Consider the following 14,170-nt stretch of genomic DNA (forward strand, 5'->3'; position numbering starts at 1 on the left):
CTCTCCCTGCTCATCGGCGTCAACGACACCTAGCGCCGCTACGACAGCGGCCGGCCCAGCCCCGCCGACGCCTGGGAACACGACCGCCACGAGGCGGGTCAGCCCCGACGCGGCGACGGCCGCCCTCCGGTGCACCGGCACCACCGCGCGCCGGTGCAGCACTGGGTAGCCGTCCCCGGCGATCGCGTCGAGGATGCCGCCGTACAGCAGGAAGGCCGTCCGGATGCAGGGCCGCACCCGGGGCTCCAGCATCGCGATGCCCGGCTCGGCGTCCCGGTAGGCGCCGCGGGTCAGCGCGGCGGCCGCCACCAGCGCGGCCCGGATGCGGGCGTCGTCCCGGCCCGTGCGGCGGCTCCACTCCAGCAGCGGCCGGTCCACCCCGTGGGCCGCGAGCAGGTCGGCCGGCAGGTACACCCGGCCGCGGTCCAGGTCCTCGCCCACGTCGCGCAGGAAGTTGGTCAACTGGAACGCCACCCCGAGGGCGGCCGCGTACGGCTCGGCCTCGGCGCGGCTGGTCACCGTGCCGAGGACGGGCAGCATCTGCAGGCCGATCACCGCCGCCGAACCGTGCATGTAGCCGCACAGGTCCCGGTAGGTCGGGTAGTCGGTGACGGTCAGGTCGGCGCGCATCGAGGCCATGAAGTCGGTGAACAGCGCCGGGTCGATGCCGTACCGCTCCGCGGTGTCCGCGACCGCCCGCACCACCGGCTCCGCCGCGCCGCCGTGCCGCAGGCCCTGCGCCAGGTCCCGCTCCAGCACCCCGAGCAGCCGGTCGCGCTCGGCGGGCGGCTCGCGCCGGTCCAGCCCGTCCACGATGTCGTCCGCCCACCGGGCGAAGCCGTACAGCGCGTGGACCGCGCTCCGGCGCTCCGGCGGCAGCAGCCGGGTCGCCAGGAAGTAGGTGCGGCCGTGCCGGGCGTTGAGCTCGCGGCAGGCGGTGTACGCCGCCCGCAGGTCGGGGGCGGTGATCCCCGCGGCGTCCAGTTCACGGGCCGTCATGTGCTGCTCCTGCGGTCGGGGAGGCGAGCGGCACCGCGCCGGGCGCCGAGGGCGCGCGGCGGCGCCCCGGGGCCGGCCGGTCGGCACCGGTGATCCGGGCGGCGGCGAGCTTCCCGCTGATCAGGACGGTCGGGACGCCGACCCCGGGAGTGGTGCCGCACCCGGCCAGCACCACGTTCTCCAGGCCCCGCACCAGGTTGCGCGGCCGGAACGGACCCGTCTGCGCGAAGGTGTGGGCCGCGGAGAACGGCGTGCCGGCCGCGTGCCCCAGGGCGGTCCAGTCCGCCGGGGTCACCAGGCACTCCTCCTCCACGGCCGCGCCGATCCCGGTCAGCCCGCGCCGCTCCAGGGTGTCGAGCAGGTGGTCGCGGTAGCCGGGCGCCAGGTCGGCCCAGGCCGCGGCGCCCGGGCCGATGGCGGTGTTGGGCACCGGGGCCAGCACGTAGTGGGTGTGCCGGCCGGCCGGGGCCGCCGACGGGTCCGTGCCGGTCGGGTGGGTGATCAGCAGCGAGGGGTCCGTCATCAGGCTCCCGGTGCGGGTCAGTTCGTCGAACGTCCGCTCCCAGGCGTGCCCGAACGACAGGGTGTGGTGGGCCAGCTCCGGCCACGTCCGGTCGGTGCCCAGGTGCAGGACGACCGCCGACGGCGAGAACCGCAGCGGCACCGCCCGCCGGGGCGCCCGCCCCAGCAGCCGGTACGCCACCGGCAGGTCGGGGGTGAGCACGACCGCGTCGCAGGCGATCCGCCCGCGGTCCGTGACCACGGCCGTGACCCGGCCCCCGCTCCGCTCCAGGCGCGTCACGGTGCTCCCGTAGTGGAACGCGGCCCCCGCCGCCCCGGCGACGGCGGCCATCGCCCGGGGCAGCGCGTGCATGCCGCCGCGCGGGAACCACACCCCGGCCACGGTGTCCATGTAGGCGATGACCGCGTAGGCGGCCAGCGCCCGGGCGGGTGCCACCCCCGCGTACAGCGACTGGAACGAGAAGACCCGCTGCAGCCGCTCGTCGCGCAGGTGGCGCCCGATCCGCGGCGCGAGCCGACCGAACCCGCCCAGGGCGGCCAGCCGCACCAGGTCCGGGTTGAGCAGCTGCCACGGCGAGTCGAAGTTGGCGTCGATGAAGCGCCGCATCTGCGCCCGGTGCAGCCGGACCAGCCAGCGGCGCAGCTCCCGGTAGCCCGCGGCCTCCCGGGCCCCGGCGAAGCGCGCCACCTCGGCCTCCATCGCCTCCGCGTCGGTGTGCACGTCCAGCGTGCTGCCGTCGGCGAACCGGGCCCGGTAGGCGGGGTGCAGCGGCAGCAGGTCCACGTGCGCGCGCAACGAGGTGCCGACCGCCGCGAACGCCTCGTCGGCGAGGTCGGGCATGGTCAGCACGGTGGGCCCGGTGTCGAAGGCGTACCCGCCCCGCCGGATCCGCCCCGCCCGCCCGCCGGGCCCCTCGTCCCGCTCGACGACGGTCACCCGCCGCCCCGCGCCGATCAGGTGGCAGGCGGCGGACAGCCCGGCCAGACCCGCCCCGACGACGACCACGTGGTCGGACGGCGGCACGGCGCGCCTCACCGGGCCGCCCCCGCACCGCACGTACCGGCGGGCGCCGGCCCGGCGGCCGCCCTGAGCAGGTCGGCCAGCCGCCCGGCGCCGGGACCCGCCGGGCGGGCCCGCTCCAGGTGCTCCGCGCCGCGTGCGGAGAGCCGCTCGACGAGGGACAGCACGGCGGCCCGCGCCCCCGTCCCGACCAGCACCTCCCTGACCTCGGCCAACGCCTCGTCGTCCAGGTCCGGGTCGCCCAGGCGGCGCTCCAGCACGCTCGACGCGACCCGGTCGCCGGCGGCCGCCGCCCGGGCGTGCGCCACCGCGGCCAGGTAGGTGGGCTTGCCCGCCCGGAGGTCCTCCCCGCAGGGCTTGCCGGTCCGCGCGGGATCCCCGAAGACCCCGTCGAGGTCGTCCCTGAGCTGGAAGGCGATGCCCGCGCAACGGCCCGCGCGGCGCAGTTCCGCCACCTCCTCCGGTCCGGCCCCGGCCAGCACGGCGCCCAGGTGCACGGGCCGCTCCACCGAGTACATCGCGCTCTTGAGCCGCGCGATCCGCAGCGCCCGGCCCGGCGAACGCGACCGGGTCACCTGGCCGTGCACGTCCGCGTACTGGCCGGCGACCACCTCCGTCCGCAGGTCCGACCAGACCTCCCGCACCCGGGCCCCGGCCTGCGCCCCCAGCTGGGCCTGCGCGGCGGCCGCGAGGTCGTCCGCCCAGGCGAGGGCCAGGTCCCCGGCGAGGACGCCCGCGACCGCACCGAGGTGCTCGGCCCCCCGCTCGCCCGCGTCGGGCGCGTACCGGGCGGCCACGTCCAGGTGCAGGGCCCGGCGGCCGCGGCGCGTCACCGACCCGTCCATCACGTCGTCCTGGACGAGCGCGCAGGTCTGGAGCAGCTCCAGCGCCGCCGCCGTGGTCAGCGCGGTGCCGACCGGCCCGTCCCCCCGCCCGCAGGCGCGCATCGCCCACCACAGGAACTGCCCCCGCGTCCGCTTGCCCCCGCTCCGGGTGAACTCCGCCACCCGGAGCGCGACGTCGGCCGCGAAGGTCCCGTCGGCGGCGGCCGCCCGGGCCACCCGGTGGTCCAGGTAGTGGTCGAGCACCCGGCCGACCGCGCCCGGCACGTCGCCGTCGACGCACCCGGCCGATGCCGGGGCCCACCCCGGGGGAGACCCCGCCCCGCCGGGCGAACCGCGTTCTTCGGCCGGGGGAGGGAGCACACCGGAGGGTCCGCCCCGCCCGGGCGGGGCGGCTCGGCCCCCCGCGGACGCCGACAGTGGTACGGAGGACATCGGACTCGCTTTCCCGTGGGGGTTCCGGCGCGCACCCCGGGCGGACGCCCGGGGGCGCCGTGCACCGGCGGCGCAGGGGGCTCTTCTCGTCTATCCCCCTCCCGGGGCCCCAGTCGCCCCCGGCACCCGATTCACCCCCCGGATGCACCCGCGTCCCACCGGCGGGTCCGTGGACGAGGCATGTTTCCCCGGCACCGGGGCAGGCGGCCCGTCGTACGGAGAACGAGACACGCGAGAACGAGGAGGCAGCGCATGACTGAGGCGATGTGGGGCTACGAGGGTGCCGAGGGTTACGCTGCGGGCTCGGACCTGACGGGGTACCGGGTCGAGGCGACGGACGGGCACATCGGCAAGGTCGACAAGCACACCGTGGACGTCGGCGCGGGCTACGTCGTGGTCGACACCGGCCCGTGGATCTTCGGCCGCGAGGTGCTGCTCCCGGCCGGCACCATCACCCGGGTCGACGACGCGGAGAAGACGGTGTGGGTCAACCGCACCCAGGACGAGGTGAAGAACTCCCCGGAGTACGACAAGGACAAGCACGCCGACGACCCGGCCTACCGCAACCAGGTCGGCGGCTACTACGGCGGCACCGCCCGCTGACCCGCCGCCACCAGGGCCGCCCGGGCCCCGCGTCCTCGGACGCGGGGCCCGGGACGTTGCGCGTTCCGCCCCGGCAGCCCCCGGCGGTTCGCCGCCCGGTGCCGGTCCGGGGCCTCAGCAGGCCCACGGGTTCGGCCAGGCCCGCGACGGCGGCCGCCGCAGCAGCCGGTCCACGTGCTCGCGCTGCAGGCCCTGCGCCGGGTCGACCGGCAGCAGCAGCCGGTCCGCCCGCAGCACGCTGCGCCGCACCAGGCGCGGCGGGATGCAGTCGTCCACCCAGGCGAACGGGCGGCCCTGCGCGTGCCGCAGGATCGGCGCCCACTTGGCGGCCGAGAACAGCTCCATCAGCGGCACCCGGGGGTCGCCCGGCTGCGGCACGTAGCCGCTGAACACCACCACCGGCAGTTCGGGCAGCCCGAGCAGCGGGGCGATGTGCTCGTTGGCCCGCTCCTCCCAGGTGGTGGCCCAGACGAGTTCGTAGCGGTCGGCCAGTTCGCGCAGCCAGTCGCCGTGGCGCGGTGACAGCAGCACCGAGTAGCCCAGCAGGGCGTGGGTGTCGAAGTCGTCGTCGGGGTGCGGGAACACCGGGTTCAGCACCCCGTCGACGTCGAGGTACAGCAGTGGCTTGCCCATGCGGCGGTCCCTCCCGGTGGCGGCCAGTTACCTGCTCGGACGAACCGGGGGCCCGGGAGGTTGCGAGCTGTCAGCGACTGTCACCCGGAAGTGACGGGTTCCGGTTCCACCACCTTGGCCCGCGCCTCCGGAGCCGCACGCTCCAACCGCCGCACCTCCGGCACCAGCAGCACCAGCCCGGCCAGCACCGCGCAGACCAGCGCGCACCCCCACAGCGCCCCGGACAGGCCGAACGCCGCCGCGGCCGGACCGGCCAGGCCGGTGCCCAGCGGGAGCAGCGCGAACGAGCCGAACGAGTCGTAGGCGGACATCCGCGACACCAGCTCCTCCGGGACCTCCTGCTGCAGCGTCACCATCCAGCCCACCAGGAACACCGTGGTGCCCGCGCCGGCCAGGAACATCGCCGCCGCGACCAGCGGCAGCGGCCACTCCAGCGCCAGCGCCAGCGGGGGCAGCCCGAACAGGAACACCCCGCCGTTGCCGACCAGCAGCAGCCGGCGCGGCTGCCAGCGGGTCATCAGCGGGCCCGCCAGCACCATGCCCACGCTCAGCGCCGCCATCGCCACGCCCCACGCCCCGGCGCCGCCCATCCGCCGCTCGGCCACCACCGGCCCGTACACCGCCTCCACGGCGAGCACGCAGGCGTTGATCAGGCCGAACTGCAGCACGATCGCCCACAGCCACCGCCGGGCGGTGAACTCCCGCCAGCCGACCAGCAGTTCGCGGGCCAGGCTGGGCCGTGCCGAGCCCCGTTCGGCCGTCGGCTCCGGCCGCAGGCCCGCCCGCAGCGCCGCCGCGAGGGCGAAGCAGGCCGCGTCCGCCACCAGCACCCAGCCGGGCCCGGCGGCGGCGACCAGCAGGCCGCCGAGCGCCGCGCCCGCGATCGAGGCGCCGTTCATCGCCATCCGGAACACCGAGAACGCCTTCGCCGCGTGCTCGGCCGGCACCGCCCGCAGGATCACCCCCTCGGCGGCCGGCGCGTAGAACGCCTGGCCCGCGCCGCCCGCCGCGGAGAGCACCATCAGCGCCCACAGGCTCGGGTGCCCGAGCAGCACCAGCGCCGCCAGCACCGCCTGCGAGGCGGCGTTGAACAGGTTCGCCCCGACCATCACCAGGTGCCGGGGCAGCCGGTCGGCGATCGCGCCGCCGACCAGCAGCAGCACCACCAGCGGTACCGTCCGGGCGGCGGTCACGTAGCCGACCTCGGTGCTGCCCCAGTGCTCGCCGGAGTGCAGGACCGCGAAAGCGGTGGCGATCGGAGCCGCGGCGTTGCCGAGCCCGCTCACCACCGTCGCGGCGGTCTGGATGCGGTAGTTGCGGCCGGCCCAGGCCGGGTCGAGGAGGTTCACCGCCCGACCATGGACCTGCCACACCCCCGCCGTCCAGCGCTTTTCCCTCCCTCCCGGCCGGGGCCGGCCGGGAGGGAGGGTGGCTCAGCCCATCTCCTCCAGCGCCTTGCCCTTGGTCTCCTTGATGCAGAAGGCCACGAACGGGATGGACAGCAGCGCGAAGCAGGCGTAGATGACGTACGTCGCCGACAGGTTCCAGTCGGAGAGGTTGGGGAAGGTGACGGTGATCGCCCAGTTGGCGATCCACTGCGCGGAGGCGGCCACCGACAGGGCCAGCGCCCGGATCCGGTTGGGGAACATCTCGCCGAGCAGCACCCAGACCACCACGCCCCAGGAGAAGGCGAAGCAGAACACGAAGACGTGCGCGGCCACCAGCGCCGTGGTGGCGTACGCGTCGTCCAGGGTCGCGCTGTCGCCGGTGCCCTGCCGGAAGGAGAACGCCCAGGCGGCCAGGCCGAGCGCGACGGCCATGCCCGCGGAGCCGGCCAGCGCCAGCGGCTTGCGGCCGATCCGGTCGACCAGCAGCATCGCGACCACGGTGCCGACCACGTTGACGATCGAGGTGGAGAGCGAGATCAGCAGCGAGTTGGACTCGTCGATGCCGACCGACTGCCACAGGAACGACGAGTAGTAGAAGATCACGTTGATGCCGACGAACTGCTGGAACACCGAGGCGCCGATGCCGATCCAGACGATCGGCAGCAGCCCGAACCGCCCGCCCAGCAGGTCCTTCAGGCGCGGCTTGTGCTCGGTGTTCAGGACGCGGCGGATCTCGGTGACCCGGGCGTCCAGGTCGACGTCCGAGCCCTCGACCTCGGCCAGCACCTTGCGGGCCTGCGCCTCCCGGTTGTCGGCGAGCAGGTAGCGCGGCGACTCGGGGATGGACAGCGCCATCAGCCCGTAGACGATGGCGGGCACGGCCTCCACGCCGAGCATCCACTGCCAGGCCTGGACACCCGCCAGGTGGTTGGTGGACTGGCCGTCGGCGGCCTGGTTGAGCGCCCAGTTGGCGAGCTGCGAGACGGTGATGCCGAGCACGATGGCCATCTGCTGGAAGGAGGCCAGCCGGCCCCGGTACGCGGTCGGCGCGACCTCGGCGATGTAGGTCGGGGCGATCACCGAGGCGATGCCGATGGCGATGCCGCCCAGCACGCGCCACATCCCGAGCACCTCGATGCTGGGCGGGAACATCGATCCGACGCCGCTGATCGCGAACAGCACCGCGGCCAGCAGCATGGTGCGCACCCGGCCGTAGTGGTCGGCCAGCCAGCCGGCCACCACCGCGCCGGCCGCCGAGCCGAGCAGGGCGATCGCGACCACGAACGCGGTCTCGCCGTTGCCGACGCCGAAGTGCTTCTGGATGCCGGTGACCGCGCCGTTGATCACCGCACTGTCGTAGCCGAACAGGAACCCGCCCATGGCGGCGGCGGCGGAGATGAACACCACGTGGCCGAGGTGCTCGTCCCTGTGGGCGGAGTGGGTACCCAGTGGTCTCTCCCTACGTGACGATCCGTCCCGTTACGGGCGGAAATATCCGGAGGTAATTCGACCAGCGGCTACCCCGCCGTCCGCGTTCGACACGCCCGCAGGCGATGAACTGTCAGCCCGACGAACGGTCAGCGGCGCCCGTCCGCAGGGCCGTCCGCCGCAACGGCCGCGCCCGGCGGGGCCGGCCCGGCCCCGGAACGGCGGGCCGGCTCCCGGCTCAGCGGCCCGGCTCCCGGAGGTAGCCGGGCAGCGCGGCGTCGGTGTGCGGGGAGGGCAGCGGCGTGCCGTGCGCGGGGGCGACCGGGACGACGCCCGCCCAGTACGGCAGGTCGAGGTCCTCCTCGTCCTCGTTGACGCCGCCGGCGCGGACCTTGGCCGAGACCCGGTCCAGCTCCAGCCGGACCACCGCGGTGGCGGCGACCTCCTTGGCGTTGGCCGGCCGGCAGTCGGCCGAGCGGCCCGGCAGCACCTGGTCGACGATCGCGTCCAGCGCCAGGCGCAGCTCCGCCGGGTCGGTGACCTGGTGCGCGGTGCCGTGCGCCACCACCGAGCGGTAGTTGACGGAGTGGTGGAAGGCGGACTTGGCCAGCACCAGCCCGTCCAGGTGCGTCACCGTCACGCACACCGGCAGGCCCCGCTCGCCCCGCGCCCCGCGCAGCGGGCGGCTGCCGGTTGAGCCGTGCAGGTAGAGCCGGTTGCCGACCCGGGCGTACAGGGTGGGCAGCACGACCGGGGCGCCGTCCCGGACGAAGCCGAGGTGGCACAGGGATCCGGCGTCCAGGATCGCGTGCACCGTCTCCTCGTCCCAGGCGGCGCGCTCCTTGGAGCGGGTGGGGGTGGTCAGGTCGTCCCTGGTGTACGACCCGCCGGGACCGTCCGACATGACAACTCCTCTGCACTAGTGCATAATCTGCTTTGTGCTAGGAGAGTATCGGATCACCGGTCGGCGAGCCAGCGAGATTGCCGCCGACGTCGAACGCGCCGTCGCCGCAGGGGAGTTGGCCCCCGGCGCCGCCCTGCCCCCGCTGCGCGAGCTGGCCGACGGGCTCGGGGTGAACCCCAACACGGTGGCCGCCGCCTACCGCCTGCTGCGCGAGCGCGGCGTCATCGAGACCGCCGGGCGGCGCGGCAGCAAGGTCCGCCCCCGCCCCGTCACCGCCCCGCGGGACCAGGCCCGGCTGCCCGTCCCGCCCGGCGCGCGGGACGTCTCGGCCGGCAACCCCGACCCGGCCCTGCTGCCCCCGCTCGGCCCCGCCCTGGCCGCCGCCGCCACCGGCCCCGCCGTGCTGTACGGGCACCCGGTCGCCGAGCCGGGACTGCTCGCCGACTACCGCGCCGAGTTCCGCGCCGACGGCGTCCCCGAGGGCGAACTCGCGGTCTGCTCCGGCGCGTTGGACGCCATCTCCCGGGTGCTGGCCGCCCACCTACGCCCCGGCGACGCCGTCGCCGTCGAGGACCCGGGCTGGGGCAGCCTGATCGACCTGCTGCCCGCCCTCGGCCTGCGCCCCGCCCCCGTCCCGGTCGACGACCAGGGCCCGCTGCCCGGCCCGGTCGCCGCCGCCCTCGACCACGGCGCCCGCGCCCTGATCGTCACCAGCCGGGCCCAGAACCCCACCGGCGCCGCCCTCACCGCCGCCCGCGCCGCCGAACTGCGCGCCGTGCTGGCCGACCGCCCGGGCACCGTCCTGATCGAGGACGACCACGGCCACGGCATGGTCGACCAGCCCTTCCACTCGCTCGCCGCCGGCACCGTCGCGCACTGGACGCTGGTGCGCTCCGCCGCCAAGGCGTTCGGCCCCGACCTGCGGGTCGCCGTCTGCGCCGGCGACGCCGACACCGTCGCCCGCGTCCTGGGCCGCCAGCGGCTCGACGCCGGCTGGGTCAGCCACCTGCTCCAGCGCGCCCTGCTCGAACTGCGCCGCCGCCCGCCCGTCCCGGCCCCCGTCTACCGCGCCCGCCGGGACGCCCTGCTGGCCGCCCTCGCCGCGCACGGCGTCCGCGCGCACGGCGCCAGCGGGCTGAACGTCTGGGTGCCCGTCGCGGACGAGACCGCCACCGCCGCCGCGATGCTGCACCGCGGCTGGGTCACCGCCCCCGGCGCCCGCTTCCGCCTCGCCTCCCCGCCCGGCCTCCGGATCACCGTCTCCACCCTCGACCCGGCCGAGGCCGCCGACCTCGCCGCCGACCTGGCCGCCGTGCTGTCCGCCCCCGCCGCCGGCTCCCGGCTGACCTGAGGAGGCCGGCCGTGCTGGTCCACCTGGAGCGACTGCGCCCCGGCGAGCCCCCGCTCGCCGAGGTCCGCACCCCGCACGGCCAGGCCCTCGCCGTCTGGCGCGGCGACCCGGCCGCCCCGCCCGGCCCCTACCGGGTCGAGTGGACGATCGACGAGGAGCACGCCACCGTCCGCCCCGCCGCCGGGCCCGCCCCCGCCGTCCGCACCGAGGGCGGGACCTTGCTGCTGACCGGCGAGTTCGACGGCGCGGGGGCGCTGCGCACCGGCGACAGCCTGACCCTGCTCGACCTGGCCGCGCCGCCCGGCCGGATCGAGGTCGCCGTCCCGTGCGCGCACGCCGAGCTCCACCCGTACGACCTCTGATGACTGTCATGTCCGCGAGGAATAGCGGGCGGTCCGTTCCGGTTGCAGCCCGCAGTGGCACCGACCAGGAAGGACCCCGTCATGCGCGTCCGAAACTCGCTCCGCTCCCTGAAGGCCAAGCCCGGCGCGCAGGTGGTCCGCCGCCGCAGGCGCACCTTCGTGATCAACCGCAAGGACCCGCGCTTCAAGGCCCGCCAGGGCTGACGGCACGGAAGGGCCCCCGACCGGAAGGCGATCCGGTCGGGGGCCCCGGTGCGGCTCAGCCCTTGGCCAGCAGCGCCTGCGCGTGCTCGCGGACCTGGTCGCGGGACAGGTACGCGTCGGTGTACTCGAAGTCGCGCAGCCGGGCGGGCTGCCGGGCCAGGAAACCGGTGCGGACGAAGTCGTCGCCCGCGGTGGCGTTCAGCAGCCAGTTCGCCGCCGTGCGGTACTTCGCGGCGTTGGTGCGCATCGCCATCACGTGGTAGCCGCGGGCCACCGCCTGCGCGGGCGCGCCGTGCAGCTCCACGCCCAGCGGCTTGGACACCGCGTCCTTGCCGCCGAGGTCGACGACCAGGCCCAGGTCCTTGTGGAAGTACGGCTGCAGCGGCTGGTTGCGCAGCGCCGCGACCAGGTTGTCGGCCGCCTTCTTGCCCTGCCGGGCCGAGTGCTGCGCGGTCGGCGGGCACACCGCCCCGTCGCCCTTGGCCAGGTCCGGCACCGCCGCCGCGTCGCCGAGCGCGAACACGCCCTCGAACTGCGGCACCCGCATCTCCGCGGTCACCGCGAGCCGCCCGCGCACCGTCTCCGCGTCCAGGGTCCCGATCAGCGGGGAGGCGGCCACGCCGGCCGTCCAGATCAGGGTGCGGCAGGGCAGGCTGCGCCCGTCGGTGAACTTGACGGTCTCCGGGCCGACCTCGGCGACCGACACGCCCAGCGAGACGTCCACGCCGCGGGCCCGGAGGATCTCCATCGCGGTGGTGCCGAGCTTGTCGCCCAGCTCGGGCATCAGCTTCGGCGCGATGTCGATCAGGTGCCACTTGATCAGGTGCGGGTCCAGCCGCGGGTAGCGCTTGACCGCCGCCGTGGTCAGCCGCTGCAGGCAGGCCGCGGTCTCGGTGCCCGCGTACCCGCCGCCGACCACCACGAACTGCAGCCGCGAGGCCCGCTCGTTCTCGTCCATCGACGCGGACGCCAGGTCGAGCTGGGCGATCACGTGGTCGCGGATGTACGTGGCCTCGGCGAGGGTCTTCATGCCGCGCGCGTAGTCCGGCAGGCCGGGGATGTCGAAGGTCCGGGTGACGCTGCCCGGTGCGAGGACCAGGTAGTCGTACTTCACCGCCACCACCTCGTCGGTGATCTTGCGGACCACGGCGACCTTCGACCGCGGATCGATGCCGATCGCCCCGCCCGGCACGATGTGGGTGCGCCGCAGCGAGCGCCGCAGCGAGATCGCCACCGACTGCGGGGTCAGCACCCCGGCCGCGACGTGCGGCAGCAGCGGCAGGTACAGCTGGTAAGAGAACGGCGTGACCAGGGAGATCTCCGCCTCGGAGGGGGCGAGTTTGCGCTCCAGGCGGCGCGCGCACTCCAGTCCGGCGAATCCGCCGCCGACGATCAGGATCCGAGGTCGTTCCATCTTCATCCCCTACGTGTGTGCAGGTCCGTGAGTGGCAAGGACGACTGTTGGCCACACTCGCACGGGGTATCGGCGGGTGCATCTCCAACGGCTGTCCACCGCCTGCCCGCAGGGCGCCGGGCCATGCCCCCACCGGGGCCGCTAGGCTGTCCGGATGCTCTCCGAGGTGACGGCCGTCCGCTACGCGACGCCGCTGCGCGAAGGCGGTTCGATGCCCGGCCTCATCGAGGCCGACGACCGCCGCCTGTACGTCCTGAAGTGGGTCGGCGCGGCCCAGGGCCGCAAGGCGCTGGTGGCCGAGGTGCTGGCCGGCGAGCTCGGCCGCCGGATCGGCCTGCCGGTGCCCGAACTCGCCCTGGTCGACCTGGACCCGGTGCTCGCCCGCAGCGAGCCCGAAGTGCAGATCCAGGACCAGATGCGGGCCAGCGGCGGCACCAACCTCGGCATGGCGTACGTCTCCGGCGCGCTGAACTTCGACCCGCTGTGCTTCGAGGTCGAGGACGACTCCGCCGCCCGGGTGCTCTGGTTCGACGCCCTGATCGGCAACGTCGACCGCTCCTGGCGCAACCCCAACCTGCTGGTCGCGGCCGGCGGCCTGCGGCTGATCGACCACGGCGCCAGCCTGGTCTTCCACCACAGCTGGCCGGGCGCCGAGAAGTGGCGCCGCAAGCCCTACGACGCCTCCGACCACGCGCTGCGGCACGCCGCCGCCCACCTGCCGCGGGTCGACGCCGAACTCGCCGAACTCGCCGGGAAGGCGCTGCCCGCCGCGGTCGCCGCCGTCCCGGACGTCTGGCTGGCCGACGAGCCCGGCTTCGACGGCCCCGAGGACGTCCGCGCCGCCTACACCGCACAGCTCACCGCCCGCCTGGCCGGGCCCCGCGACTGGCTGCCGGAGGTGGCGTCCTGATGGAACCCGTCGACGAACCGCTCCGCCACGACTACGAGTACGCGCTGATCCGGGCCGTTCCCCGGGTCGAGCGCGGCGAGTGCGTCAACATCGGCGTCCTGCTGTACTGCCGGAACGCGGGGTTCCTGGGCGCCCGCACCCACCTCGACCAGGGCCGGCTGCTGGCCCTGGACGCACTGGCCGACGTGGCGGGCGTGCGGCGCGCGCTGCGCGGCGTCGAGGCGGTCTGCGCGGGCGGCGAGGCGGCCGGCCCGGCTGCCCGGGACAGCGCCGGGCAGCGCTTCCGCTGGCTCACCGCCCCGCGCAGCGCCGTCGTCCAGCCCGGCCCGGTGCACACCGGGCTGACCGCCGAACCGGAGGCGGAACTGCACCACCTGTTCGACCGGCTGGTGCTCTGAGCCCCGCCGCCGCGGGGGGCGCGCACGGCGCGTCCACCGGATCCGCAAACTACTTGCCAGACTCAATACTGGAGTCGCTGAAACGAATGGGCGTACCCTGACCGCCATGGGCAGCAGCACAGGCCGCGGCACCGCCGCAACCGCACCCTCCAGCACCGAGCTGATGGAGCAGATCGCCGCCGTCGGCACCGCCTACTTCCAGGACTTCGCCGCCGCCGCGGCCCGCCACGGCCTCAACTCCTCGCAGGCCAAGGCGCTCAAGGCGGTCCTCGAACCCGTCCCGATGCGCGCCCTGGCCGGCCGCCTCGGCTGCGACGCCTCCAACGTCACCGGCATCGTCGACCGCCTCGAAGCGCTCGGCTACGCCCGCCGCGAAGCCGCCGCCGCCGACCGCCGGGTCAAGATCGTCACCATCACCGAGCAGGGCAGCGAGGTGCTCGGCCTGATCCGCGAGGACATGACCCGCGCCCGCGCCGCCTTCGACAGCCTCGACCCCGACGAGCGCGCCGCCCTCGCCGGCCTCTGCGAGCGGGTCCTGCCGCTGCTGCAGCGCCCCTGCACCCCGCCGTCACCGTCGCCGTGACTGTCGGTGGCGTGCCGTACGCTCACCGGATGCACCAGGACCAGGGCAACGGATGGACCGCCACGGGGCTGCGCTGGCAGGACGGCGCGCCCCGGCTCACCGCCACCGACGGCCGCGAGCGGCACGCCCGGCCGCTCGCCGACGGCACCCCCGTCGCCTGGCGGATCGCCGGC

Annotated in this window: 15 protein-coding genes; 7 read left to right on the forward strand and 8 right to left on the reverse strand. The window is 75.6% G+C overall.

Annotated elements, in window-relative coordinates:
• From ACWEO5_RS34835 to ACWEO5_RS34845, 3 genes are all read right to left on the reverse strand, one after another.
• On the reverse strand, window positions 1–999 hold a 999-nt coding region (locus tag ACWEO5_RS34835; RefSeq protein ID WP_452166120.1), incomplete at its 3' end, for a phytoene/squalene synthase family protein.
• Entirely contained in the window at window positions 986–2,557 is a 1,572-nt protein-coding gene (gene crtI / locus ACWEO5_RS34840; protein WP_452166121.1) for a phytoene desaturase family protein, read from the reverse strand. The genes ACWEO5_RS34835 and crtI, both read right to left, overlap by 14 nt.
• The gene (locus ACWEO5_RS34845; RefSeq protein ID WP_452166122.1) at window positions 2,554–3,651 is read right to left on the reverse strand and encodes a polyprenyl synthetase family protein; all 1,098 of its coding nucleotides are present in this window, start codon (window positions 3,649–3,651) and stop codon (window positions 2,554–2,556) included. The genes crtI and ACWEO5_RS34845 overlap by 4 nt, the downstream gene beginning before the upstream one ends.
• A 420-nt stretch (window positions 3,652–4,071) precedes the next feature.
• On the opposite strand from ACWEO5_RS34845, the gene ACWEO5_RS34850 reads away from it, so the two are divergent.
• Complete coding sequence (locus tag ACWEO5_RS34850) at window positions 4,072–4,422, forward strand: PRC-barrel domain-containing protein (protein WP_452166123.1); 351 nt, start codon at window positions 4,072–4,074, stop codon at window positions 4,420–4,422.
• Window positions 4,423–4,536: 114 nt separating this feature from the next.
• On the opposite strand, the gene ACWEO5_RS34855 is transcribed toward ACWEO5_RS34850, so the two are convergent.
• From ACWEO5_RS34855 to ACWEO5_RS34870, 4 genes are all read right to left on the reverse strand, one after another.
• The gene (locus ACWEO5_RS34855; RefSeq protein ID WP_452166124.1) at window positions 4,537–5,055 is read right to left on the reverse strand and encodes an HAD domain-containing protein; all 519 of its coding nucleotides are present in this window, start codon (window positions 5,053–5,055) and stop codon (window positions 4,537–4,539) included.
• A gap of 80 nt (window positions 5,056–5,135) precedes the next feature.
• Entirely contained in the window at window positions 5,136–6,404 is a 1,269-nt protein-coding gene (locus ACWEO5_RS34860) for an MFS transporter (RefSeq protein WP_452166125.1), read from the reverse strand.
• Window positions 6,405–6,488: 84 nt separating this feature from the next.
• Window positions 6,489–7,850: a sugar porter family MFS transporter gene (locus tag ACWEO5_RS34865; RefSeq protein WP_452166126.1), complete on the reverse strand. Its 1,362-nt coding sequence runs from the start codon at window positions 7,848–7,850 to the stop codon at window positions 6,489–6,491.
• Window positions 7,851–8,109: 259 nt separating this feature from the next.
• On the reverse strand, window positions 8,110–8,775 hold the full coding sequence (locus tag ACWEO5_RS34870; RefSeq protein ID WP_452166127.1) for a pyridoxamine 5'-phosphate oxidase family protein: 666 nt from the start codon (window positions 8,773–8,775) through the stop codon (window positions 8,110–8,112).
• Between the two features lie 34 nt (window positions 8,776–8,809).
• On the opposite strand from ACWEO5_RS34870, the gene ACWEO5_RS34875 reads away from it, so the two are divergent.
• The 3 genes from ACWEO5_RS34875 (at window position 8,810) to ACWEO5_RS34885 (ending at window position 10,692) form a co-directional block, all read left to right on the forward strand.
• On the forward strand, window positions 8,810–10,126 hold the full coding sequence (locus ACWEO5_RS34875) for an aminotransferase class I/II-fold pyridoxal phosphate-dependent enzyme (RefSeq protein ID WP_452166128.1): 1,317 nt from the start codon (window positions 8,810–8,812) through the stop codon (window positions 10,124–10,126).
• A gap of 11 nt (window positions 10,127–10,137) precedes the next feature.
• Window positions 10,138–10,488, forward strand: a complete 351-nt coding sequence (locus tag ACWEO5_RS34880; protein ID WP_452166129.1) for a hypothetical protein — start codon at window positions 10,138–10,140, stop codon at window positions 10,486–10,488.
• Between the two features lie 81 nt (window positions 10,489–10,569).
• Window positions 10,570–10,692: a ribosomal protein bL36 gene (locus tag ACWEO5_RS34885; protein WP_452166130.1), complete on the forward strand. Its 123-nt coding sequence runs from the start codon at window positions 10,570–10,572 to the stop codon at window positions 10,690–10,692.
• 55 nt (window positions 10,693–10,747) lie between these two features.
• Here the strand turns inward: ACWEO5_RS34885 and ACWEO5_RS34890 are convergent, their stop codons facing one another.
• Entirely contained in the window at window positions 10,748–12,106 is a 1,359-nt protein-coding gene (locus tag ACWEO5_RS34890) for an NAD(P)/FAD-dependent oxidoreductase (RefSeq protein WP_344554665.1), read from the reverse strand.
• 154 nt (window positions 12,107–12,260) lie between these two features.
• On the opposite strand from ACWEO5_RS34890, the gene ACWEO5_RS34895 reads away from it, so the two are divergent.
• The 3 genes from ACWEO5_RS34895 (at window position 12,261) to ACWEO5_RS34905 (ending at window position 13,997) form a co-directional block, all read left to right on the forward strand.
• Window positions 12,261–13,016: a HipA family kinase gene (locus ACWEO5_RS34895; RefSeq protein ID WP_452166131.1), complete on the forward strand. Its 756-nt coding sequence runs from the start codon at window positions 12,261–12,263 to the stop codon at window positions 13,014–13,016.
• Window positions 13,016–13,414, forward strand: coding sequence for a DUF3037 domain-containing protein (locus tag ACWEO5_RS34900; protein WP_452166132.1), 399 nt, complete (start codon window positions 13,016–13,018; stop codon window positions 13,412–13,414). The genes ACWEO5_RS34895 and ACWEO5_RS34900 overlap by 1 nt, the downstream gene beginning before the upstream one ends.
• 106 nt (window positions 13,415–13,520) lie before the next feature.
• Window positions 13,521–13,997 carry a MarR family winged helix-turn-helix transcriptional regulator gene (locus ACWEO5_RS34905; protein ID WP_452166133.1) on the forward strand — a complete coding sequence of 159 codons (477 nt, stop codon included), beginning with the start codon at window positions 13,521–13,523 and terminating at the stop codon, window positions 13,995–13,997.
• Window positions 13,998–14,170 lie beyond the last annotated feature (173 nt).

The organism is Kitasatospora sp. NPDC004272, from assembly GCF_053603035.1.